General features: G+C 67.6%; 21 protein-coding genes, 1 pseudogene and 1 riboswitch. Of the genes and pseudogenes, 7 read left to right on the top strand and 15 right to left on the bottom strand.

Annotated elements, in window-relative coordinates:
• Positions 1–6: 6 nt before the first annotated feature.
• The 8 genes from ACT2FV_RS30425 to ACT2FV_RS30390 form a co-directional block, all read right to left on the bottom strand.
• Entirely contained in the window at positions 7–894 is an 888-nt protein-coding gene (locus ACT2FV_RS30425; protein ID WP_059607622.1) for an HlyC/CorC family transporter, read from the bottom strand.
• A 287-nt stretch (positions 895–1181) separates the two neighbouring features.
• Entirely contained in the window at positions 1182–1331 is a 150-nt protein-coding gene (locus ACT2FV_RS30420; protein ID WP_170296422.1) for a hypothetical protein, read from the bottom strand.
• A gap of 53 nt (positions 1332–1384) precedes the next feature.
• Complete coding sequence (locus tag ACT2FV_RS30415; RefSeq protein WP_059607618.1) at positions 1385–2017, bottom strand: gamma-glutamylcyclotransferase; 633 nt, start codon at positions 2015–2017, stop codon at positions 1385–1387.
• 13 nt (positions 2018–2030) lie between these two features.
• On the bottom strand, positions 2031–2816 hold the full coding sequence (gene ybeY / locus ACT2FV_RS30410; protein ID WP_059607616.1) for an rRNA maturation RNase YbeY: 786 nt from the start codon (positions 2814–2816) through the stop codon (positions 2031–2033).
• A 149-nt stretch (positions 2817–2965) separates the two neighbouring features.
• Positions 2966–4012 carry a PhoH family protein gene (locus ACT2FV_RS30405; protein WP_059607614.1) on the bottom strand — a complete coding sequence of 349 codons (1047 nt, stop codon included), beginning with the start codon at positions 4010–4012 and terminating at the stop codon, positions 2966–2968.
• A gap of 38 nt (positions 4013–4050) precedes the next feature.
• Positions 4051–5424: a tRNA (N6-isopentenyl adenosine(37)-C2)-methylthiotransferase MiaB gene (miaB, locus tag ACT2FV_RS30400; protein WP_059528119.1), complete on the bottom strand. Its 1374-nt coding sequence runs from the start codon at positions 5422–5424 to the stop codon at positions 4051–4053.
• 257 nt (positions 5425–5681) lie between these two features.
• On the bottom strand, positions 5682–6614 hold the full coding sequence (locus tag ACT2FV_RS30395; protein WP_059607610.1) for a LysR family transcriptional regulator: 933 nt from the start codon (positions 6612–6614) through the stop codon (positions 5682–5684).
• 29 nt (positions 6615–6643) lie between these two features.
• Complete coding sequence (locus tag ACT2FV_RS30390) at positions 6644–6829, bottom strand: hypothetical protein (protein WP_170296421.1); 186 nt, start codon at positions 6827–6829, stop codon at positions 6644–6646.
• Here ACT2FV_RS30390 and ACT2FV_RS30385 point away from each other — a divergent pair.
• From ACT2FV_RS30385 to ribB, 3 genes are all read left to right on the top strand, one after another.
• On the top strand, positions 6762–7937 hold the full coding sequence (locus ACT2FV_RS30385) for an MFS transporter (RefSeq protein WP_124621331.1): 1176 nt from the start codon (positions 6762–6764) through the stop codon (positions 7935–7937). The genes ACT2FV_RS30390 and ACT2FV_RS30385 overlap by 68 nt on opposite strands.
• Before the next feature lie 212 nt (positions 7938–8149).
• Positions 8150–8833 (top strand): helix-turn-helix domain-containing protein, encoded by a 684-nt coding sequence (locus tag ACT2FV_RS30380; protein ID WP_151048841.1) that lies wholly within the window; start codon positions 8150–8152, stop codon positions 8831–8833.
• A 184-nt stretch (positions 8834–9017) separates the two neighbouring features.
• Positions 9018–9166, top strand: a riboswitch (FMN riboswitch).
• 118 nt (positions 9167–9284) lie between these two features.
• Positions 9285–9995 (top strand): 3,4-dihydroxy-2-butanone-4-phosphate synthase, encoded by a 711-nt coding sequence (gene ribB, locus ACT2FV_RS30375; RefSeq protein WP_124621335.1) that lies wholly within the window; start codon positions 9285–9287, stop codon positions 9993–9995.
• Positions 9996–10085: 90 nt separating this feature from the next.
• On the opposite strand, the gene ACT2FV_RS30370 is transcribed toward ribB, so the two are convergent.
• From ACT2FV_RS30370 to glpD, 4 genes are all read right to left on the bottom strand, one after another.
• The gene (locus tag ACT2FV_RS30370) at positions 10086–10772 is read right to left on the bottom strand and encodes an HAD family hydrolase (RefSeq protein WP_059607745.1); all 687 of its coding nucleotides are present in this window, start codon (positions 10770–10772) and stop codon (positions 10086–10088) included.
• A 261-nt stretch (positions 10773–11033) separates the two neighbouring features.
• Positions 11034–11750: an MIP/aquaporin family protein gene (locus ACT2FV_RS30365; protein WP_151048840.1), complete on the bottom strand. Its 717-nt coding sequence runs from the start codon at positions 11748–11750 to the stop codon at positions 11034–11036.
• Between the two features lie 90 nt (positions 11751–11840).
• On the bottom strand, positions 11841–13343 hold the full coding sequence (gene glpK / locus ACT2FV_RS30360; RefSeq protein WP_151048839.1) for a glycerol kinase GlpK: 1503 nt from the start codon (positions 13341–13343) through the stop codon (positions 11841–11843).
• A gap of 105 nt (positions 13344–13448) precedes the next feature.
• Positions 13449–14972, bottom strand: coding sequence for a glycerol-3-phosphate dehydrogenase (glpD, locus tag ACT2FV_RS30355; protein ID WP_151048838.1), 1524 nt, complete (start codon positions 14970–14972; stop codon positions 13449–13451).
• Positions 14973–15134: 162 nt separating this feature from the next.
• Here glpD and ACT2FV_RS30350 point away from each other — a divergent pair, with 162 nt between their 5' ends.
• A complete protein-coding gene (locus ACT2FV_RS30350) occupies positions 15135–15503 on the top strand; it encodes a hypothetical protein (protein ID WP_151048837.1) in 369 nt (122 codons plus the stop codon).
• A gap of 89 nt (positions 15504–15592) precedes the next feature.
• On the opposite strand, the gene ACT2FV_RS30345 is transcribed toward ACT2FV_RS30350, so the two are convergent.
• Both ACT2FV_RS30345 and ACT2FV_RS30340 read right to left on the bottom strand, forming a co-directional pair.
• Positions 15593–15790 carry a hypothetical protein gene (locus ACT2FV_RS30345; protein ID WP_059607743.1) on the bottom strand — a complete coding sequence of 66 codons (198 nt, stop codon included), beginning with the start codon at positions 15788–15790 and terminating at the stop codon, positions 15593–15595.
• Between the two features lie 302 nt (positions 15791–16092).
• Positions 16093–16872 carry a DeoR/GlpR family DNA-binding transcription regulator gene (locus ACT2FV_RS30340; protein WP_040141834.1) on the bottom strand — a complete coding sequence of 260 codons (780 nt, stop codon included), beginning with the start codon at positions 16870–16872 and terminating at the stop codon, positions 16093–16095.
• A 221-nt stretch (positions 16873–17093) separates the two neighbouring features.
• Between ACT2FV_RS30340 and ACT2FV_RS30335 the strand changes: the two are divergent.
• The 3 genes and pseudogenes from ACT2FV_RS30335 (at position 17094) to ACT2FV_RS30325 (ending at position 20453) form a co-directional block, all read left to right on the top strand.
• Positions 17094–18732, top strand: a pseudogene (locus tag ACT2FV_RS30335) (gamma-glutamyltransferase family protein).
• A 312-nt stretch (positions 18733–19044) separates the two neighbouring features.
• Positions 19045–19872, top strand: a complete 828-nt coding sequence (locus tag ACT2FV_RS30330; protein WP_444505322.1) for a ferritin-like domain-containing protein — start codon at positions 19045–19047, stop codon at positions 19870–19872.
• A gap of 71 nt (positions 19873–19943) precedes the next feature.
• Positions 19944–20453 (top strand): hypothetical protein, encoded by a 510-nt coding sequence (locus tag ACT2FV_RS30325; RefSeq protein WP_151048835.1) that lies wholly within the window; start codon positions 19944–19946, stop codon positions 20451–20453.
• Here ACT2FV_RS30325 and ACT2FV_RS30320 read toward each other — a convergent pair.
• Complete coding sequence (locus ACT2FV_RS30320) at positions 20447–21886, bottom strand: DEAD/DEAH box helicase (RefSeq protein ID WP_124621363.1); 1440 nt, start codon at positions 21884–21886, stop codon at positions 20447–20449. The genes ACT2FV_RS30325 and ACT2FV_RS30320 overlap by 7 nt on opposite strands.
• Positions 21887–21961: the final 75 nt, after the last annotated feature.

The following is a 21961-nucleotide window of genomic DNA, read 5'->3' as shown; positions in this document are numbered from 1 at the left end:
AGACGGTCAGTCCTCGTGCGAGGTTTCGGCGCGGCGGCTCGCGAGCGGGTTGCGGCGCACCAGCAGCACGTGGACCTGGCGCGCATCGCCGCGCTGGATCTCGAACACGAGGTTGCCGAGTTGCAGCTTCTCGCCGCGGTGCGGCACGCGGCCGAAGTGATGGGTGATCAGCCCGCCGATCGTGTCGACCTCGTCGTCGGGGAAGTCGGTGCCGAACGTCTCGTTGAACTGCTGGATCTCGGTGAGCGCGCGCACGCGGTAGCGGCCGTCCGGCCCAGAGATGATGTTGCCGGCTTCCTCGTCGAAGTCGTATTCGTCCTCGATGTCGCCGACGATCTGTTCGAGCACGTCCTCGATCGTGATGAGGCCAGCGACGCCGCCGTATTCGTCGACGACGATCGCGAGGTGGTTGCGGTTCACGCGGAAGTCGTGCAGCAGCACGTTCAGGCGCTTCGATTCGGGAATGAACACGGCGGGGCGCAGCATCCCGCGCACGTCGAATTCATCTTCGGCATAGAAGCGCAGCAGGTCCTTCGCGAGCAGCACGCCGATCACGTTGTCGCGGTTCTCCTCGAACACGGGGTAGCGCGAGTGCGCCTTCTCGAGGACGAACGGGATGAAGTCTTCGGGCTTGTCGGCGATGTTGATCGCGTCCATCTGCGCGCGCGGCACCATGATGTCGCGGGCGCACAGGTCGGACACCTGGAACACGCCTTCGATCATCGACAGCGAATCGGCGTCGATCAGGTTGCGTTCGTGGGCGTCCTGGAGAATTTCCAGCAACTCGGTCCGGGATTCCGGCTCGGGCGAGATGAAGTCGGTCAGGCGCTCGAGCAGCGAGCGCTTTTCTTGCGGTTTGTCGGTGAGCTTACGACTGGGATACGAATCGTTCATGGTGGTGCGCCCGGGTCATGCCGGAGCGCGCGGTCACGGAGTAGGCAAGGATACACCAAGGACATGGCGCGGCCGTGTCGCCCCGGCCGTCCGGCCAGGGGCATGCGGCGCGCGCGAGCCCCGCTCGGGAACAGCCGCATCGGGCGCGGCGCAGTCCTTCGTCTCCATCCTATCTCAGAAAGGGGCGGCGGGGCAGCGGCGGCAAAAAAGCGGGGGCGACCGGCCGGTCAGTCGGTGTCAGCGGCATTTCGTCGCGAGCGCGACAAGCCGAGCCGACGTTCTGGCCCTCAGAAGCGCATGCCGGCAGAGCAGCCGCCGGCAGCCGCGCCGTTGGTCGCGGCGCCGCCGCAGCCGAGGATGCCGCAGCCGGACAGCGCGACGCTCGCGGCGACAAGCAGCGCGGCCAGCGTCATGCGCGATTTGCGTGCCGGTTTCATGGGCGTCGTGCCGCCTTCGCGTGCACGGGCGGTGCGGCCGGCCCTGTCGAGCGTTACCGGCATCGCGCGAGCAGCCCTTCCAGCGCGCGATCGGGGATGCCGCTCGCACGCAGCGCGTCCACGGTGCGGCTCACGTAGTCGAGCGTCGTGCCGTAGCGGCCGGCCGCGCAGCTGAACACTTCCTTGACGACGGGGTCGGTAAGCTTGCCGGTGTAAGTGGGCACGTCGCGGCGCATCACGAACGCGAGTGCGCGCACGCGTTCGCCGGTTTCGAGCGAGCACGGCAGCCACGCGGGCCGGTACGACCCCATCGGCATTTCGCGTTTCCACAACGTCTCGAGATGCGGCTGCGCCGTCGGGCCCGCGAGCCGGAATGCGATGCCCGAGCAGGAGCCGCCGCGATCGAGCGCGAGCACGAGGCCCGGACGTTCGGGCGTGCCGCGGTTCACGCGCGACCACAGGTAGAGCCCGCGATGATAGCCATGCACCTTGCCGCGCACGGCGGAGACGGTCGGCAGCCCGGGGTTCCAGATCAGCGAGCCATAGCCGAACAGCCAGAGATCCTGCCGGCCATCCCAGTCGCGCATCGTGTGCGCGAGCGACGCGGCGAGCTCATCGTCCGTCAGCAGCCGTCCCTCGCCGATCGACGGTGGGTAGGCGGGCGGCAGCAGCGCGGCGTGGTGCATGGTGCGGACGGCTTTACTGGTACGGGTTCGGAAAGCCCAGTTTCGCGAGGATGTCGACTTCGAGCGCTTCCATTTCGGCGGCGTCCTCGTCGCTCGTCTCGTGATCGTAGCCCTGCGCGTGCAGCGCGCCGTGCACCAGCAGGTGCGCGTAGTGGGCGGCGAGCGGCTTGCCCTGGTCGTGCGCTTCCTTCTCGACGACCGGGCAGCACAGCACGAGGTCGCCGATCACGGTGCCGTCTGGCGCCGGATCGTACGCGAAGGTCAGCACGTTGGTCGGGTAGTCCTTGTGGCGGTAGCCGGCGTTCAGCGTGCGGCCCTCTTCCTCGCCGACGAAGCGCACGGTGAGCTGCGCGCTCGCGAACAGCGCCGGCTCGATCCATTCGGCGATCAGCTTGCGCTTGGGAAGCGTCTTGCGGATGTCGCCGGTGATTTCGTCACCGTACTGCACGGACAGGTCGAGCTCCAGCTCGCGCACCTCGTTCGCCATTTCCGCGATTTCCTCGTCGCGCGGCGCGGGTTCGGCACCCACGTGCAGCGTGACGCTGTCGTAGTGCTCGGGCTGCAGCGCGAGCTTCGCGCGCATCGCCGGATCGTGGTGCTGCGCAACGATCGCAACGGCCGCCTCGCCCGAACTGCCCGACAGGTCGAACATCAGGCTGCGGCCGTCGGGGAAGTCGATTCGAAGCCCTTGCGCGCTGACGGTCCGGGCCTTGCCCTTCGCATCGAACAGCGAGAGACGGGGGAAATCGGGCGCGGCGGACTGGTCGCGCCCGGACTTGCGGGAACGGGAAGATTTCATGACGGGTGCGGCGATTGGAACGCGTTGAGGATACACCAAACGGCCGATCGCTCCCGAATTCGAAACGGCCGCGCGCGGGTGAAAAAAAGCCCGGCGCGCCGTCGGGCGGGCCGGGCCGGCAGGCCGGGGCAGCGCGCGGGCGCCGCCGGTCAGCCGTCCTGATGCTGCGCGTGGAACTCGTCGTACGCCTCGACGATGCGCGCGACGAGCGGATGGCGCACGACGTCCGCGCTCGTGAAGCGCGTGAGCGCGATGCCGCGCACGCCGCCGAGCACCTGCTGCGCCTCGACGAGGCCGCTCTTGTGCCCGCGCGGCAGGTCGACCTGGCTCGTGTCGCCGGTGACGACGGCCTTCGAGCCGAAGCCGATCCGCGTGAGGAACATCTTCATCTGCTCGGGCGTCGTGTTCTGCGCCTCGTCGAGGATGATGAACGCGTGGTTCAGCGTGCGGCCGCGCATATAGGCGAGCGGCGCGATCTCGATCATCTGGCGCTCGAACATCTTCGCGGTCTTGTCGAAGCCGAGCAGGTCGTACAGCGCGTCGTACAGCGGCCGCAGGTACGGGTCGACCTTCTGCGCGAGATCGCCCGGCAGGAAGCCAAGCCGCTCGCCGGCCTCGACGGCCGGGCGCGTCAGCACGATCCGCTTGACCTGGTCGCGCTCCAGTGCGTCGACCGCGCATGCGACCGCGAGGTAGGTCTTGCCGGTGCCGGCCGGCCCGATGCCGAACGTCACGTCGTGCGACAGGATCTGCTTCAGGTATTCGCGCTGCGCGGGCGTGCGACCGCGCAGGTCGGCGCGCCGCGTATAGAGCTTCGGCGCGGGCTCTTCGTCCGGCGTGTCCGCGTCGAGCTGCACGACGGGCTCGTCGAACGGATGGTCGGGGTCGCCGCGAAAGCGCACGTCGATCGTGTCCTGGCGGCCGTTGCCGGACGTGTGGCGCACTTCGACCAGCGCGAGCTGGATATCGTCGACCGACAGCGGATCGCGCGCGCGGTTGTAGAAGTTCTCGAGCGCCGCGAGCGCGAGCTTCGCGCCGCGCCCGCGGATCGTGATCCGGTGGCCGCGCCGCGCGAGCGTGACGTCGAGCGCCTGTTCGATCTGCCGCAGGTTCTCGTCGAGCGGGCCGCAGAGGTTGGCGAGGCGCGCGTTGTCGTCGCGCGGCGCGGTGAATTCCAGTGCTTGGACGGTCTTCAAAGTAGCGTCGGGCTCCTGTTGAACGTCAGTCGGTCAGGTCAGTGGGTGGCCGCGCTCGCGTCGTCGCTGACGAGCAGGAGCTCGCCGCGCAGCGAGTGCGGGTACGCATGGTTGATCTTCACGTCGATCATCTGGCCGATCAGGCGCGGGTGCGACGCGAGCGGCGCCGGGAAGTTCACGACCCGGTTGTTCTCGGTGCGGCCCGACAGTTCGTTCGGGTCCTTGCGCGACGGGCCCTCGACGAGGATCCGCTCGACCTTCCCGACCATCGACTGGCTGATGCGCGCGACGTTTTCCTCGATGGTCGCCTGCAGATGTTGCAGGCGTTTGAGCTTGACCTCGCGCGGCGTGTCGTCGTGCAGGTTCGCGGCCGGCGTGCCGGGGCGCGGGCTGTAGATGAACGAGAAGCTGGTGTCGTAGCTCATCTCGTGCACGAGCGCCATCATCTTGTCGAAATCTTCCTCGGTCTCGCCGGGGAAGCCGACGATCATGTCGGTCGACAGCGACAGGTCCGGGCGGATCGCGCGCAGCTTGCGGATCACCGACTTGTATTCGAGCACGGTGTAGCCGCGCTTCATCGCCATCAGGATGCGGTCGGAGCCGTGCTGGACCGGCAGGTGCAGGTGGCTCACGAGCTTCGGCACCTTCGCATAGGTGTCGATCAGGCGCTGCGTGAATTCCTTCGGATGCGACGTCGTGTAGCGGATTCGCTCGATGCCGGGGATGTCGGCGACGTATTCGATCAGCGTCGCGAAATCGGCGATCTCGGTCGAACCGGCCGTCAGCGCGCCGCGATACGCGTTCACGTTCTGGCCGAGCAGCGTGACTTCGCGCACGCCCTGATCGGCGAGGCCGGCCACTTCGGTCAGCACGTCGTCGAGCGGACGCGACACTTCGTCGCCGCGCGTGTACGGCACGACGCAGTAGCTGCAGTACTTCGAGCAGCCTTCCATGATCGACACGAACGCGCTCGGCCCCTCGACGCGCGCGGGCGGCAGGTGGTCGAACTTCTCGATCTCGGGGAACGTGATGTCGACCTGCGCGCGGCCGCTTTCGCGGCGCGCATCGATCATCTGCGGCAGGCGGTGCAACGTCTGCGGGCCGAACACGAGGTCGACGTACGGCGCGCGCGACACGATCGACGCGCCTTCCTGGCTGGCGACGCAGCCGCCGACGCCGATCAGCAGGCCCGGCTTCGCTTCCTTCAGCTCGCGCACGCGGCCGAGGTCGGAGAACACCTTTTCCTGCGCCTTCTCGCGCACCGAGCACGTGTTGAACAGGATGATGTCCGCGTCTTCCGGGGTATCGGTCTTTTCGAGGCCTTCGGCGGCATTGAGCACGTCCACCATCTTGTCCGAGTCGTACTCGTTCATCTGGCAGCCGAAGGTCTTTACGTAAACTTTCTTGGTCATGGGGATTCGCCGTTCGCAGTGGTTGACCTGGGGGCGTCGTCAAGGGTGAATCGGGACGGCTGCTGCCGGTGCAGCGTGGCGGACTGGGGCGCGCGGTGCGCGTCGAGCGAACATGTCGCGAATACTCGCGCATGCATGAAAAGCCGTCGGGAAAGCTTTCCATTATAGCTTTACGCGCTGCTCCGGGCGGGCGGCAGGTTGCTGCCGCGCGACGCCTTTCATTGAACTCCGACCCCGATATGGCGGCGCGGCAACCTTCAGCGGCACGCGTTCAGCAGGTCGTCGAGCGCCGCTTCCTCGCGCGCGAAGCGTTCGGCGAGGAAGTCGAGCAGCACGCGCACGCGCGGCGCCATGTAGCGCTTGCCGTGATAGAGCGCGTGCAGCGGCGCGTCCTGGTGTCGCCAGTCGGGCAGTAGCACGCGCAGCCGGCCGGCGCGCACGTCGTCGGCGATGTCCCAGAGCGACTTCAGCGCGATGCCGTGGCCGCGCAGCGTCCATTCGCGGGTGAGGCCGCCGTCGTTGGTCTCGAAAGCCGTCGACACCGGCACCGTGTGGGTCTGTACCTCGTCGCCGCGCGTGAAGCGCCACGTGTTCATCGGGCCCGACGCGATCGTGATCACGTTGCACGGAAAGCGGGCCAGATCGTGCGGATCGGCCGGCACGCCGTGGCGCTCGACGAACGACGGCGCCGCGCACAGCACGCGCCGGTTCGCGGCGAGCCGGCGTGCGATCAGCGCGCCGTCGGGCGGGGCGGCGAAGCGGATCGCGAGGTCGATCTCGTCCTGCCACAGGTTCGACGACGAATCGGACGCCGTCAGCGAGAACGTGACGCCCGGATGCAGCGTGGTGAATTCGTCGAGCCAGTCGAGCAGCTGATTGCGGCCGAAATCGGACGTCGACGACAGCCGCACCTTGCCGGCCACCACGTTGCGGCCTTCCTGCAGTAGCGCGTGTGCGTCGTCGAGCGCCTGCAGCGCCTGCCGGCAGCAGTTCAGGTAGAGCCGGCCTTCGTCGGTGAGGCGCAGCTGCCGCGTCGAGCGCTCGAACAGCCGCGTCGCGACTTTCGCCTCGAGCTTCGCGAGGCGCGCGCTCGCGGCGGCCGGCGTGAGGTTCAGCTTGCGCCCTGCCGCGGACAGGCTGCCCAGTTCCGCCGCCTCGACAAACAGCCGGATGTCGCCCAGTCGATCCATCGGATTTTCCACAATCTTTTGAAAATGGTTCAAATGCCGCGCCAATTATCAAAGATAGGCGTATTCGGGACAATGCGCGCACATCCCGCTTTTTGTGCGGTGCGGTACGGACCGGCTGCCGCGTCCGCCGCCTTTTCGGAGAACGTCATGCCCATACCGTTACTGGCGCTCGCGATCAGCGCCTTCGCCATCGGCACCACCGAATTCATCATCATGGGACTCCTGCCCGAAGTCGCGCACGACCTCGCCGTGTCGCTGCCGTCGGCCGGCCTGCTGGTCACGGGCTACGCGCTCGGCGTCGCGGTCGGCGCGCCGCTGCTCGCGGTGCTGACGAGCCGCATGCCGCGCAAGGCCGCGCTGCAGCTGCTGATGGCGATCTTCATCGTCGGCAACGTGTTGTGCGCGACCGCGTCCGGCTACGCGATGCTGATGGTCGCGCGCGTCGTCACGTCGTTCGCGCACGGCTCGTTCTTCGGGATCGGCGCGGTGGTGGCCGCGTCGCTCGTGCCGGCCGACAAGCGCGCGAGCGCGATCGCGCTGATGTTCACGGGCCTCACGCTGTCGAACGTGCTCGGCGTGCCGTTCGGCACGTTCGTCGGCCAGCTGCTCGGCTGGCGCGCATCGTTCTGGATCGTCGCCGCGCTCGGCGTGCTGTCGCTCGGCGGCGTCGCCCTGCTGGTGCCGAACCGCCACGACAGCGGGCCCGTCGGCCTCGGCCACGAAGTGCGGGTGCTGAAGGAGCCGCAGGTCTGGCTCGCGCTCCTGATGACCGTGCTCGGTTTCGGCGGCGTGTTCGTCGTGTTCACGTACATCGCGCCGATCCTCGAAACCGTCACCGGTTATTCGCCGCGTGCGGTCGCGTTGATCCTCGTGCTGTTCGGCGCGGGGCTGACGGTCGGCAACATGCTCGGCGGCAGGCTCGCCGACCGCGCGCTGATGCCGTCGCTGATCGCGATCCTGGTCGCGCTGATGGCCGTGATGGCCGTATTCGCGAAGACGAGCCACCTGCCAGTCGCGGCCGCGGTGACCGTATTCGTCTGGGGGATCGCCGCGTTCGCGACGGTGCCGCCGCTGCAGGCCCGCGTAGTCGAAAAGGCCGCGAGCGCGCCGCATCTCGCGTCGACACTGAACATCGGCGCGTTCAACGTCGGCAACGCGGGCGGCGCGTGGCTCGGCGGTCTCGCGCTGGGGCACGGCTTTGCGCTCGATGCGTTGCCGTGGGTCGCCGTCGCGGTGACGTTCGCGGCGCTCGTCGTCACGTGGCTCGCGATGCGGCTCGATGCCCGCGCACCGGCGCGCTGCGCGGCACCGGCCGCGCATTGAGCGGTGCACCGGGCGGCGGTGTGCCGGCGCTATGGCGACAGGAAAAGGTTCGCGAGAAACGCTTTCCTCCGCGATGCTGATAACGGTGTGAAGATAACTTCGTTTGCCGGGTCGGGACCGGGTGATAGCGTCTCGATACGCGCCGTTCGTGGCGCAACCCGATTCCGGCTAACCCCATTCGCAGGGCCGCGCGGCGGCCCGGAGGCCATGTTATGTCTTCACCCCTGGCGCTGGTGCGCGACGTGTCTTCCTTCGAGTCCGGCAATGCCGCCGACGCGCGGACGTCCGCGTCGCTCGACGTCCTCGAGCAGGTCGTCGGCGTGAATCTCGCGCGCTTGCGCGCCGAGCGGCAGCTGTCGCTCGATGCGCTCGCGCGGCTGTCCGGCGTGTCGCGCGCGATGCTCGCGCAGATCGAATCCGCGCGCAGCGTGCCGTCGATCAAGGTGCTCTGCAAGATCGCCGCGGCGCTGAAGGTATCGGTCGCCGCGTTCCTGCGCCGTCATGCCGTGAACGGCTTCGAGCATCTGGCGGCCGAGCGCGCGGCGCGCGTCGTCAGCTCGAACGGCCGCTTCTCGGCGCGCGCGCTGTATCCGGAAGGCGAGCCTGCCGCGGCCGAATTCCACGAGCTGCGGATCGCGCCGCTGCACACGGAACCCGGCACGCGCCGCGCGCCCGGCACGACGGTCAACCTGGTCGTCAGCGAAGGCACGCTCGAAGTCGGCGTGCACGATCGGCGCCAGCTGCTCGCGACCGGCGACGCGATCGTGTTCGACGCCGACCAGCCGTACAGCCTGCGCAATCCGGGCGATAGCGAGGCGCGAGCGTTCCGCGTGACGGTGAGCCCCGAGGTGCCGCCGCGCTGGCTCGTGCCCGACGCCGCGCACGCGGCCGGCTGAACGCGCGGCTCGCAGGGCCGGCGCCGGTTCCGTTCAGGACGGCGTGCAGGCCCGGTGTCGGCCGTTCGGACGATGCCGTTAGACGGAGTCGTCAGTAAGGTTTTAAGTGTGGTTCGCTGCGCCGCGTGCGCAGCTGATGTATGCTTGGCCCGCCGGTTCCGGGGTAGACCCCGGCCGGTAATCAGTGCGTCTTCAGGGCGGGGCGAAATTCCCCACCGGCGGTAGGCTGGCGTTAGCCGGCGAGCCCGCGAGCGCTCGCGCATCCGCGCGGGGTCAGCAGATCTGGTCGAATACCAGAGCCGACGGTCACAGTCCGGATGAGAGAAGATGTGCAGATAGTCATGTCCGTCAGGGCCGCTTTGCCATGCGTGCGAAGCGGGTTGTCGTTCTGTCTGTTTGCAATGCCCTGAAACGTTTTTCGCCCAAATCGTAATTGCGAGGAGCGTTTCACATGTCCTTCATGTCCGTTTCGTCGGCACCCGCCGACGCCTTTGCCGATCTCCCGTTGCTCGATTCCGAACCGGTGCCGCCGCGCATCGCCGCCGCGCTCGACGCGTTGCGCGCGGGCCGCGCGGTCGTGTTGCAGGACGATCACGACCGTGAAAACGAGGCCGACCTGATCGTCGCCGCCGAGCGCATCACGCCCGAGACGATGGCGCTCCTGATCCGCGAGTGCAGCGGCATCGTGTGCCTGTGCCTGACCGACGACAAGGTCCGCGCGCTCGAGCTGCCGCCGATGGTGCAGACCAACGAGAGCCGCAACGGCACCGCGTTCACCGTGTCGATCGAGGCGCGCGAAGGCGTGCATACCGGCGTGTCCGCGGCCGATCGCGTGACGACGATCCGCGCGGCGATCGCCGACGATGCGAAGCCGTACGACATCGTGCGCCCCGGCCACGTGTTTCCGCTGCGTGCGCAACCGGGCGGCGTGCTTGCGCGCCGCGGTCACACCGAAGGAACGGTCGACCTGTCGATCCTCGCTGGCCTGAAGCCGGCGGGCGTGCTGTGCGAGCTGATGAATCCGGACGGCACGATGACGCGCGGCGACGACGTCGAGCGTTTCGCGCAGCAGCACGGGTTGCCGATGCTGACGATCGCGGAACTCGTCGAATTCCGCGAGGCGCTGGCGGCCGCGCGCGAGCGCTGCTGCGAGCCGGCCTGACGATCGGTGTAGCGGGCGCGCCGATGCGCCCGCGGGACGGCGTGCGCATCGAGCCGCACGCCGGTCATGTGGCTCCGGCGCGACCGTCCGTCAGGACTGCACGTCGCCGAATTCGCCGCGCAGGCCGGCTTCGACGAGCGCCGGCAGTTCATTCATCCTGCGCATGATCCGCGTGATGCCCATCGCGCGCAGCGCGTCCGCGTAGTTGTCCGGGATGTGGCTCGCGCCGACGAACGCGATCGTCTTCATCCCCGCCGCACGCGCGGCGTTCAGGCCCGACACGCTGTCCTCCACGACGATGCAGCGCGTCGGCGCGACGCCGAGCGTCTGCGCCGCGTGCAGGTAGACGTCGGGATAGGGTTTCGGCCGTGCGACCTGCTCGGAGCTGAACACGCGATCGCCGAAGATTTCGGTGAGCGATGCGCGCTTCAGCGAACTGCGCACGCGCACGAGCCGGCTGTTCGATACCACCGCGGCCGGCAGGCTGACCTTCAGCAGCGCGTCGCGCACGCCGCTGATCGGCGCGAGCGATTGTGCGAGACCGGTCTCGATGTTGCGCTCGACGGTCTCGATGAAGTCGTCGGGCATCCGGATGCCGAAACGCGCTTCGAGCCCGGCGAGAAAGCGCGATGTCTGCTGGCCGAAGGCGGACTTCGCGGCGTCTTCGAAATCGAGGTGAGGGAAGGTGGCGGACAGCGTTTCGAACAGCACGCGGTCGGCGATGACTTCGCTGTCGACGAGGACGCCGTCGCAGTCGCAGATAAGGTGATCGAGCATGATGGTGAAGAAGCGGGGTGTCGGCGACGCCGAGCATCCCGCCATGATACGTGCTTTCGAAGTTGCACCGCGAGCCGTTCGGCGCCTGCGTCCCGTCCCGACTATGCACTCCGTCAGGCCGAGGCGTCACCGCGGCGTTGCCCGGCGAGAGCGAGGCGGGCGCGTCGTCGATCGTGTGACGAAAGCAGGGCGGAAGGGGGAGGCGGAAGCACGCGGCAGTTGCTGCCGCGTGCTCGGGATCGAGCTCGATCGAACCCGCGATCAGGCCATCGCGTGCAGGTGCAGATACAGGCCGGCCGCCGCGGCGCCGCCGAGCAGCGGGCCGATCACCGGCACCCACGCATAGCGCCAGTCGCTGTCGCGCTTGCCGGGAATCGGCAGCAGCGCGTGCATGATGCGCGGCGACAGGTCGCGCGCCGGGCTCATCGCATAGCCGGTCGGGCCGCCGAGCGAGATGCCGATGCCAAGCACGAGCAGGCCGACGGGCAGTGCGTCGAGCGCGCCGAGACCGATCTGCGGCGACGCGAGGTACAGCACGCCGAGGATCAGCACGAACGTGCAGATGGCTTCGGTCAGCACGTTGTGCGTGGTGCTGCGGATGGCGGGCGCCGTGCAGAACACCGCGAGCTTCAGGTCCGCATCGACCTCCTTCGCGAAGTGCTGGCGATACGCGAGCCACACGAGCAGCGCGCCGGCCATCCCGCCGAGCATCTGCGCGAGGATGTAGCCGCCGACCTTCGACCATGCGAACTTGCCCGCGAGCGCGAGGCTGATCGTGACGATCGGGTTCAGGTGCGCGCCGCTGAATGACGCGGTCACGTAGACGGCGACGAACACCGCCATCGCCCAGCCCATGACGATCACGATGAGGTCCGCGCCTTTGCCCTTGGTCTTCGCAAGCAGCACGTTTGCGACCGCGCCGTTGCCGAGCAGCACGAGGATCGCCGTGCCGATGAATTCCGCAATATAAGGTGACATGTTGTCTCTCGTAGATGACGGCGGACTCGCGCGTGGCACGGTCCGCCGGTGTTGTTTTAATTCGTTCGGATTGCTTCTGGTTGCCGCGGGTTACTGCGTGTCGTCGGCCCACGCCTTGGCGGCGCGCACCGCGCGTTGCCAGCCGGCCATGCAGCGCTCGACCTGATCCTTCGGCATCGACGGGGAGAAGCGGCGATCGAGCTGCCACTGGCTGCGCACTTCGTCGAGGTTCTTCCAGTAGCCGATCGCGAGGCCCGCGAGATAGGCCGCGCCGAGCGCGGTCGTCTCGGTGATCTGCGGTCGCACCGCGTCGACGCCGAGCAGGTCGGCCTGGAACTGCATCAGCAGATTGTTCGCGCTCGCGCCGCCGTCGACGCGCAGCTCGCCGATGCTGATGCCGGAGTCGGCTTCCATCGCGGCCAGCACGTCGAGCGACTGGTAAGCGATCGCGTCGAGCGCCGCGCGCGCGAGGTGCGCGGACGTCGTGCCGCGCGTGACGCCGAATACCGAACCGCGTGCCCGTGCGTTCCAGTGCGGCGCGCCGAGGCCCGCGAACGCCGGCACGAGATAGACGCCGTCGGTATGCGGCACGCTCGCGGCGAGCGCTTCGATCTCGGCGGCCGACTTGATGATGCCGACGCCGTCGCGCAGCCACTGCACGACCGCGCCCGCGATGAAGATGCTGCCTTCGAGCGCGTACTGCACGTCGTCGCCGATCTGCCAGGCGATCGTCGTGACGAGGTTGTTCTTCGACTCGATCGGCTTGTCGCCGGTGTTCATCATCAGGAAGCAGCCGGTGCCGTAGGTGTTCTTCACCATGCCCGACGTCGTGCACATCTGGCCGAACAGCGCCGCGTGCTGGTCGCCGGCGATGCCCGCGAGCGGGATCTTAGACGCGAACACCGTGGTTTTCGTATGGCCGTAGATTTCCGACGACGCCTTCACTTCCGGCAGCATGCTGCGCGGGATGTCGAGCAGTTCCAGCAGCTCGCTGTCCCACTCGCGCGTGTGGATGTTGAACAGCATCGTGCGCGATGCGTTGGTCACGTCGGTCACGTGCAGTTCGTGCTTCGTGAAGTTCCACACGAGCCAGCTGTCGACGGTGCCGAACGCGAGCTTGCCCTGGCGCGCCTTGTCGCGCGCACCCGGCACGTTGTCGAGGATCCAGCGGATCTTGGTCGCGGAGAAGTACGAGTCGATGGGCAGGCCGGTCTTCGCGCGTACCTTGGCTTCGAGGCCCTGCTTCTTCAGCGAATCGCAGAAGTCGGCGGTGCGGCGGTCCTGCCACACGATCGCGTTGTAGACGGGCTGGCCCGTCTCGCGATCCCAGACGATCGTCGTCTCGCGCTGGTTGGTGATCCCGATCGCGGCGATCGACGTGCCGTTCAGGCCCGTGCGCGTGACCGCTTCGGCGGCGACGCCCGCTTGCGTCGACCAGATTTCCTGCGGGTCGTGCTCGACCCAGCCGGGTTGCGGGTAGATCTGTTCGAATTCCTTCTGGGCGATCGATACGATGTTGCCCTGGCGATCGAACAGCATCGCGCGGGAGCTCGTCGTGCCCTGGTCAAGCGCGAGGATGTACTGATCCTGCATGTCTCTCATCTCCATCCGTGGATTGGCGTAGTTGTGATGCGCGCCGCATGTTACGCGGCGCGTCGGTGAATCAACATCGGTCAGGCAAATGCAACTGCAAACGAATCATGCGTGCGGCGCATGTACGGCGGCGAACCACGCGTCGACCGCGGCCGTCACTGCGTCGAGCGTGCCCGGCGCGACGTGCAGGCCGAGCTTGGAGCGGCGCCACAGCACGTCCTGCGCGCAGGTCGCCCATTCGGCGTCGCGCAGGTAGCGCAGTTCGGCATCGTGGATGCCCGGCGCGATCTCGGCGCCGAGGTCGGCGAGCGACGTCGCGCCGTCGACCACGCGTTCCGCGCGCGTGCCGTACGCGCGCGCGTAGCGGCGTGCGAGTGCGGCGGGCAGCCACGGATGGCGCTTCGCGAACTGCGCGGCGAACGCGTCGAACTTCGCATCGGCGATGTCGCCGCCCGGCAGCGCGACGCCGGCCGTCCAGGTCTTCGCGTCGCGGCCGAGCGCGCGGCACAGCATGTCGCCGGCTTCTTCCGCGAGCTTGCGGAACGTCGTGATCTTGCCGCCGAACACGGACAGCAGCGGGGCGCCCGCGCCGTCGTCCAGCTCGAGACGGTAGTCGCGCGTGACGGCCGATGCGTTCGCGGCGTTCTCGTCTTCCAGCAGCGGGCGCACGCCCGAGTAGGTCCAGTGCACGTCCGCCGGCGAGATCTTGCGCTTGAAGTAGCGGTTGATCGAATCGCACAGGTACTGCGTTTCGTCGCGATCGATCGCGACCTTCGCGGGATCGTTCGTGTATTCGACGTCGGTCGTGCCGATCAGCGTGAAATCGTGTTCGTACGGAATCGCGAAGATGATCCGCTTGTCCGGGTTCTGGAAGATGTACGCGTGGTCGTGATCGAACAGGCGGCGCGTGATGATGTGGCTGCCCTTCACAAGCCGCACGCTGTGCTGCGCGCCGCGGCCGAGCGCGCCGTGCAGCACTTCGCCGACCCACGGGCCGGCCGCGTTCGCGATCGCGCGCGCATGCACGACGCGGATCGACCCGTCGGCGTGCTGCAGCCGCGCTTCCCATTCGTCGCCGCGGCGTTCGGCGGACACCAGCTTCGTGCGCGTCAGGATCTCGGCGCCGCGCTCCTTCGCATCCATCGCGTTCAGCACGACGAGGCGCGCGTCGTCGACCCAGCCGTCCGAATAGACGAAGCCGCGCTTGATCGAATCGATCAGCGGTGCGCCGGCCGCATGGCGGCGCATGTCGATGCCGCGCGAGCCGGGCAGCAGTTCGCGTTTCGCGAGGTGATCGTAAAGGAACAGGCCGATGCGGATCAGCCAGGCCGGACGCAGGTTCGGCATGTGCGGCATCACGAAGCGCAGCGGCCACATGATGTGCGGCGCCGCGCGCAGCAGCGTCTCGCGCTCCTGCAGCGCCTTGCGCACGAGCCCGAACTCGTTGTATTCGAGGTAGCGCAGGCCGCCGTGAATCAGCTTCGTGCTGGACGACGACGTGTGCGACGCGAGATCGTCCTGCTCGCAGAGCATGACCGACAGGCCGCGGCCGGCCGCATCGCGCGCGATGCCAGCGCCGTTGATGCCGCCGCCGACGACGAGCAGATCGTAGCGATTCGGTTGGGTCACCTGCTGTCCTTATCGTCTGAGGGAAATGGATGAACAGAAAATGTTCGAATTCGAAATTTAACGAACGAAATCGAAAAAGTAAAGTTCGAAAAAGCGGGGCCAGTAGCGCGCGACACGATCCCGGACGATACTGGCGGAATCGACCGTTTCGCGAGGTGAATCATGCGTATTGGGATGTGGGCCGGCGTGTGCGCCGTCCTTCTGGCGGGGTGCGGTGCCGGCATGCCGCCGCTCGTCGGCAACTGGCGCACGCCGTCGTTCGTCGACCTGCAGACGTCGTGCGGCGGCACGGCGCGCGACTGGGGCGCGGACGCGCAGCCGGTCTACGCGACGCTGTACGACGCGTATGTGGCGAAACGGTATCGCGGGCTGACCGAAGCGAACTATTGTGCGTTCGTAAACGAACTTTCGACGCGCTATGCGGCGCCTGATGCGGCGGCGCGTGCCGGCTGGATCGCGTATTTCAACGGCGCGCGTGCGCAGGCCATCAGCTGGCGGGCGGCGGTCGATCCGACGTTGCGCGGCGGCTGAAGCAGGCCGCGGCGGGCTGGCGGCGGGTGCGGGAACGGCCGCGCGGCCCGGAATCCGGGCCGCGCGGTCAGGTCAGGAACGGTGTGGTTTTACGAATATCGGTATTTGATGGATCGCAGCGCGGCGTCGCCGGTTTCGGTCACGCAGTATTTGCGCCCCGATCCGAGTGCTTCCAGGCGAACGAGCTGCTGTTCGAGCAGTGCGTCGATCTCGTCCCGATCCATGTTGGTTTGATCGGGGGCGTCTTTCACAAGCAATAGCGTGGCGAATTCATGCGGACTCAGCATCGTTCTCTCCATGGCGACCAGTCAGCCCGCGCGGCCGGCGTAAAAACCGACGCGCGATACCCATCGGGATATGGCTTGGGGGGAAAGCTGTATTCGCCGGCCATGCCATTCGTCCGCGCCCTGGCACAGGCGGAACGGTCGAACGGGCCGGGGAACTGGAGTCTAGTCGAGCGCGCGGGCAACGACAAATCGTGCCCCGTTAATTTTCCCTTTGACAGCCGGGCCGCGCGCAAGCGGTTTGCTTGCGACGCCAACTTCTTGATTTCACTTGAAGTTTCGGGTGCGGTGCAGCATCGGTGCGGTCATTCCGCGACGTAGACCTGGGTGCCGGCGGCCGCCACCGTATCGGCCATCTCGGGGGGCAGCGGCTTGTCGGTGAAGAGCGCGTGCACCTGGCTCAGATGGCCCTGGCGCACCAGCGCGGGCCGGCCGACCTTCGAATGGTCGGCCACGAGGTAGACCGTGCGCGCATGCTGCATGATCGCCTCGGCCACGCGCACCTCGCGCGTGTCGAAGTCGCGCAGCGTGCCGTCGGCCTCGATCGCCGACGTGCCGATGATCGCGTAGTCGACCTTGAACTGGCGGATGAAGTCGATCGCGAGTTCGCCGACGATCCCCTTGTCCCACGGCCGCACGATGCCGCCCGTGATCAGCACCTCGCAGTCGGGGTAGCCGCTCATCATCGACGCAACGTTCAGGTTGTTCGTGATCACGTGCAGCCCATGGTGGCGGTTCAGCGCGCGCGCAACTTCCTCGGTCGTGGTGCCGAGGTTGATGAACAGCGATGCCTGGTCGGGTATGTGCGACGCGGCGAGCGCCGCGATGCGCCGCTTCTCGTCGTGGAACATCCGCTGGCGCGCGGTGTACGACACGTTCTCCGAGCTGGTCGGCAGGCTCGCGCCGCCGTGGTAGCGGCGCAGCAGGTTCAGGTCGGCGAGCCAGTTCACGTCGCGGCGGATCGTCTGCGGCGTGACCGCGAAGTGCGCGGCGAGATCGTCGACGGTCACGAAGCCGTCACGCTGCACCCATTCGAGCAGTTCCTGCTGGCGCGCGTTGAGGGTGAGGCGGGGATCTCGGGTCATGGCTCGGCGGTCATCGTGAGGCGGAGCGGGTATTGTAAGGGCGGGAAGCGCGTTCGACCGGCCTCCGGCATATCACTGTGCGGAATTCATGCGTAAAGCACATGTATTCATGTGACAAATGAATTTGTGCGATCGCGCGGATCGCGCTGCAATGGCGGACTGTCCGCGCGCACCGGTCGTGCGTCCGGCGCGTTCATTCAGCTTTCGACGAGGTGCAACCGATGACTGGCTTCAACTGGCACAACCCGTATCCGACGACCCGCATTCCGGTGTTCGCGCGCAACGTCGTGTCGACGTCGCACCCGCTCGCGGCGCAGGCCGGTCTGCGGATGCTGTGGAAGGGCGGCAATGCCGTGGATGCGGCGCTGGCCGCGGCGGCCGCGATCACGGTGGTCGAGCCCGTGTCGTGCGGGCTCGGAGGCGATGCGTTCGCGCTCGTGTGGGACGGCGCGCGGCTGTCGGGGTTGAATGCGTCGGGCGTCGCGCCGGCCGCGTGGAACCCCGAATACTTCCGCCAGCGCCACGGCGAGGACGCACGCGGCATCGCGAACAAGCCGACGCGCGGCTGGGACACCGTCACCGTGCCGGGCGTGATCGCGGGCTGGGAAGCGCTGCACGCGAAGTTCGGTTCGCTGCCGTTCGCGGACCTGCTCGAGCCGGCGATCGAGATCGCCGAGCGCGGCTATTCGGTGTCGCCGATCGTCGCGCACAAGTGGGCGGCCGCGGTGCCCGAGCTGCACGCGCTGCCGGGCTTCGCCGATACGTTCATGCCGCGTGGGCGCGCGCCGCTCGTCGGCGAGCGCATGTGCCTGCCGGGCCACGCGCGGACGCTGCGCACCCTCGCGAAGGACGGTCCGCGCGCGTTCTACGAGGGCGCGCTCGCCGGGCAGATCGCGGCATTCGCGCGCGAAGGCGGCGGCGCGCTGACCGAAGCCGACCTGCGTGCGTACCGGCCGGAATGGGTCGAACCGATCGGCAAGCGCTTCGGCCGCCACACGATTCACGAGATTCCGCCGAACGGGCAGGGCATCGCGGCGCTGATCGCGCTCGGGATCGCCGAACACGCGGGCGTGGCCGAATGGCCGGTCGATTCGGCCGACTCGCAGCACCTGCAGATCGAGGCGATGAAGCTCGCGTTCGCGGACGTCTATCGTTACGTCGCCGATCCGCGCGCGATGGACGTGACGCCCGCGCAGATGCTCGACGACGCCTATCTCGCGGAACGCGCGAAGCTGATCGATCGCGCGCGCGACGCACTTCGCTGCCGGCCGGCCGCATTCGGGCGGCACGATCTATCTGTCCGCGGCGGACGAGCGCGGGATGATGGTGAGCTTCATTCAGTCGAACTACATGGGTTTCGGTTCGGGGCTCGTCGTGCCGGGTACCGGCATTGCGTTGCAGAACCGCGGGCACGGCTTCTCGATGGACCCGGCGTCGCCGAACGTGGTCGCGGGCGGCAAGCGGCCGTTTCATACGATCATCCCGGCGTTCGTCACCGAGGAAGTCGATGGCCGCACCGAGGCGGCGATGAGTTTCGGCGTAATGGGCGGCGACATGCAGCCGCAGGGCCACCTGCAGACCGTCGTGCGGATGCTCGGCTACGGGCAGCAGCCGCAGGCCGCCTGCGACGCGCCGCGCTGGAAGGTCAATCGCGACTTCACGCTCGACGTCGAGTCGACGATGAATCGTGAGACGGTCGATGCGCTCGCCGCGCGCGGTCATACAATCAAATCGATCGACGATCCTTACATGGATTTCGGCTCGGGGCAGTTCGTGTGGCGGCTCGATCGCGACGATCCCGAGCGCGGCTACGTGGCCGCGAGCGACAGCCGCCGCGACGGTCTCGCGGCCGGTTTCTGACGGAACGCTTCCGGTCTTGCGCTCGACGGGCGGCCGGATGGCCGCCCGTTTTGCTTGACGCAGCGCATCTCATCGAACGCGCGCACCCGGTTCGAACAACTCATCTAACGAACCGCAGCATGCGCGGCGGAACTGCGCCCGTCGGCTATGGTCAGTGCTTTGAAGCACGAACATAAAAGTCCGGCTAAGATGCCAGGATGGTTCGGCCGGACCAACTCACTAAAAATGCAAGCAAAACGTCGCCTGCGGGCGCGCCGGGCCTGTGCCGAAGATCGGGCCGGCCGGCCGCGCGACGACTGGGAGCGCACCACCATGCCTACTGAAACGACGCATGTCATGCCGTGGCGTATCGAGGACATCGACCTGAACCGGATCGATCGTCAGCGCGCCGCCGCGAATGAGGATCTGCTGCTGTTGCTGTGCGCGTCGTCGTTCATCGAAAGCGGCTCGGATCTCTACACGAGCAACCTGAACGAGTTCTTCAACGACGATCCGGAAGTGTCCGCGTGGCTCAACAATGCGTGGGAGCACGAGGAACTGCAGCACGGGCGCGCGCTGAAGGCGTACATTGCGCACGTGTGGCCCGAGTTCGACTGGGATACCGCTTTCGCGAATTTCTTCGCCGAGTATTCGAAGACCTGCTCGGTCGACGCGTTCGAGAAGACCCGTGCGCTCGAGATGGTCGCGCGCTGCGTTGTCGAGACGGGCACGGCCACGCTCTATCGCGCGATCAACGAATGCTCGGACGAGCCGGTGCTGAAGGAAATCACCGACAACATCCGCACGGACGAAGTGCGTCACTACAAGCACTTCTTCAAGTTCTTCAAGAAGTACAACAAGCTCGAAGGCAACGGTCGGCTCGCGGTGCTCGGCGCACTGATGCGCCGTGTGATGGAAATCAAGAACGAGGATTCCGAGATCGCGCTGCGCCACGTATTCGCGATCCGCTACCCGGATCGTGTCGGCGACAATCAATACAACCGCGAGCGCGCTGCGCGCATCAGCTCGCTCGTGCGTCGCAACCTGTCGGCCGACATGTGCGTGAAGATGCTGCTCAAGCCGCTCGACCTGCCCGCGAAGATCCAGCCGAGTGTCCACTATCCGCTGACGAAGATCACGCGGCACGTGTTCATGCGCTGAATGTCGCCGCGCGGTCCGGCGGCGCGCGTATGCTTCGGCATCATCGTCTGCTTCTCACCGGGGCCGCCATCATGACCGATACCCATCGCCACGCGCTCGAACAATGGACGTTCGACGCGTGGCCGCCGGCCGTCGTTGCGCTGTTCGACGGCACCGCGCTCGAACGCCATGCCGACTTCGCCGCATCGCTGATCGTCGCGACCGACGATGGCCAGTTGCGCACGACGCTGCTCAGCGTCGGCGAGATTCATGCACGCGACGCACGCACGCTGCTGCTTGCGCTATGGCCGCAATCGCGCGCGGCGCGCGCGCTGGCGCAACGGCGCGCGGCCGCGTTGACGCTCGTCGCGGACGGCGCATTCTTTCAGGCACAACTGAGGATCGAGCCGCTCGAAGGAGACTTCGGCGGACTGGCCGGGTTCGCCGCGACGATCGCGCATGGCGATGCGCAGCGGGTTGGCTATGCCCGTCTCGCGACGGGTATCACGTTCGCGCTGGAAGGGGAGGCGCGCGCCGAGGTGTTCGCGCGCTGGCAGCGCCAGGTCGAGCACCTGCGGCGCGCGGCCGCGCGGCTTCAGTGACCGCGCTGGCCGCTGCGCGACGAACGGTTGCGGTTCGCGTGCGCGGCATTGCCGGTCGCCGGACGCGCGCCGTTGCCGCCTGACGGGCGACCGCCGGCGCCGGCGTTGCCGCTCGCGCTGCCGGCCGTGCGCGGCTTGGCCGCCTTCGCAGCCTTCGGCTGCGCATTGCCTTCGCGCTTCGCGGCCGGCTGGCCGGAGCCGCCTGCACGCGGCTGGCGATTGCCGCCACCACCACCGCCGCGCGGCTGCTGCTGTCCGCGGCGTTGCTGGATCGGCTCCGGCTTCACGTTCGGATCGGGTTCGAAGCCCGCGATCACCTCCTGCGGAATCTCGCGCTTGATCAGCCGCTCGATGTCGCGCAGCAGCTGCTTCTCGTCGACGCATACGAGCGACACGGCTTCGCCCGTCGCGCCCGCGCGGCCCGTGCGGCCGATCCGGTGCACGTAATCTTCCGGCACGTTCGGCAGGTCGAAGTTGACGACGTGCGGCAGCTGGTCGATGTCGATCCCGCGTGCGGCGATGTCGGTCGCGACCAGCACCTGCAGCGTGCTGTTCTTGAATTCCGCAAGCGCGCGCGTGCGGGCCGACTGGCTCTTGTTGCCGTGGATCGCCATCGCGCTGATGCCGTCCTTCGTCAGCTGTTCCGCGAGCCGGTTCGCACCATGCTTGGTGCGCGTGAACACGAGCACCTGGAACCAGTTGTGTTCGCGGATCAGGTGCGTGAGCAACTCGCGCTTGCGATCGCGGTCGACCGGGTGGATCTTCTGCGCGATGCTTTCGGCGGTGGTATTGCGGCGCGCGACCTCGATCAGTGCCGGCGAATCGAGCAGGCTGTCGGCGAGCGACTTGATCTCGTCGGAGAAGGTGGCCGAGAACAGCAGGTTCTGGCGTTGCGGCGGCAGCTTCGCGAGCACGCGCTTGATGTCGTGGATGAAGCCCATGTCGAGCATCCGGTCGGCTTCGTCGAGCACGAGGATGTCGAGATCCGACAGGTCGATCGTCTTCTGCTGCATGTGGTCGAGCAGACGGCCCGGCGTCGCGACGACGATGTCGACGCCGCGCTTGAGCGCATCGATCTGAGGATTGATGCTGACGCCGCCGAACATCACGGTCGAGCGCAGCTTCAGGTACTTGCTGTACGCGCGCACGCTTTCCTCGACCTGGGCGGCGAGTTCGCGCGTCGGCGTGAGGATCAGCGCACGCACCGCGCGCTTCGCGCCGCGATGCTCGGCGTAGAAGGTGTGCAGGCGCTGCAGGATCGGCAGCGTGAAACCGGCGGTCTTGCCTGTGCCGGTCTGTGCGCCGGCGAGCAGGTCGCCGCCGCCGAGGACGGCCGGGATCGCCTGCTGCTGGATGGGAGTCGGCGACGTGTAGCCGAGCTCGTTGACTGCCCTGACGAGCGGTTCGGCCAGGCCGAGAGATTCGAAAGACATAGATACCACTCTTGAGTTTTATGATCGGCGACGCCTCGCGCGGCCCGCGCGGGGACTGGCGTCGCAAAAAGCAAA

The organism is Burkholderia sp. PR2, assembly GCF_052372875.1.
Classification (GTDB): domain Bacteria; phylum Pseudomonadota; class Gammaproteobacteria; order Burkholderiales; family Burkholderiaceae; genus Burkholderia; species Burkholderia diffusa.
This window is presented reverse-complemented; position numbering and strand designations above follow the sequence as displayed.

Bases quoted from the DNA above. Each gene is read 5' to 3' on its own strand.
- ACT2FV_RS30425 (WP_059607622.1), bottom strand. From the start codon at position 894: ATGAACGATTCGTATCCCAGTCGTAAGCTCACCGACAAACCGCAAGAA.
- ACT2FV_RS30420 (WP_170296422.1), bottom strand. From the start codon at position 1,331: ATGAAACCGGCACGCAAATCGCGCATGACGCTGGCCGCGCTGCTTGTC.
- ACT2FV_RS30415 (WP_059607618.1), bottom strand. From the start codon at position 2,017: ATGCACCACGCCGCGCTGCTGCCGCCCGCCTACCCACCGTCGATCGGC.
- ybeY (WP_059607616.1), bottom strand. From the start codon at position 2,816: ATGAAATCTTCCCGTTCCCGCAAGTCCGGGCGCGACCAGTCCGCCGCG.
- miaB (WP_059528119.1), bottom strand. From the start codon at position 5,424: ATGACCAAGAAAGTTTACGTAAAGACCTTCGGCTGCCAGATGAACGAG.
- ACT2FV_RS30395 (WP_059607610.1), bottom strand. From the start codon at position 6,614: ATGGATCGACTGGGCGACATCCGGCTGTTTGTCGAGGCGGCGGAACTG.
- ACT2FV_RS30385 (WP_124621331.1), top strand. From the start codon at position 6,762: ATGCCCATACCGTTACTGGCGCTCGCGATCAGCGCCTTCGCCATCGGC.
- ACT2FV_RS30390 (WP_170296421.1), bottom strand. From the start codon at position 6,829: ATGATGATGAATTCGGTGGTGCCGATGGCGAAGGCGCTGATCGCGAGC.
- ACT2FV_RS30380 (WP_151048841.1), top strand. From the start codon at position 8,150: ATGTCTTCACCCCTGGCGCTGGTGCGCGACGTGTCTTCCTTCGAGTCC.
- ribB (WP_124621335.1), top strand. From the start codon at position 9,285: ATGTCCTTCATGTCCGTTTCGTCGGCACCCGCCGACGCCTTTGCCGAT.
- ACT2FV_RS30370 (WP_059607745.1), bottom strand. From the start codon at position 10,772: ATGCTCGATCACCTTATCTGCGACTGCGACGGCGTCCTCGTCGACAGC.
- ACT2FV_RS30365 (WP_151048840.1), bottom strand. From the start codon at position 11,750: ATGTCACCTTATATTGCGGAATTCATCGGCACGGCGATCCTCGTGCTG.
- glpK (WP_151048839.1), bottom strand. From the start codon at position 13,343: ATGCAGGATCAGTACATCCTCGCGCTTGACCAGGGCACGACGAGCTCC.
- ACT2FV_RS30350 (WP_151048837.1), top strand. From the start codon at position 15,135: ATGCGTATTGGGATGTGGGCCGGCGTGTGCGCCGTCCTTCTGGCGGGG.
- ACT2FV_RS30345 (WP_059607743.1), bottom strand. From the start codon at position 15,790: ATGCTGAGTCCGCATGAATTCGCCACGCTATTGCTTGTGAAAGACGCC.
- ACT2FV_RS30340 (WP_040141834.1), bottom strand. From the start codon at position 16,872: ATGACCCGAGATCCCCGCCTCACCCTCAACGCGCGCCAGCAGGAACTG.
- ACT2FV_RS30330 (WP_444505322.1), top strand. From the start codon at position 19,045: ATGCCTACTGAAACGACGCATGTCATGCCGTGGCGTATCGAGGACATC.
- ACT2FV_RS30325 (WP_151048835.1), top strand. From the start codon at position 19,944: ATGACCGATACCCATCGCCACGCGCTCGAACAATGGACGTTCGACGCG.
- ACT2FV_RS30320 (WP_124621363.1), bottom strand. From the start codon at position 21,886: ATGTCTTTCGAATCTCTCGGCCTGGCCGAACCGCTCGTCAGGGCAGTC.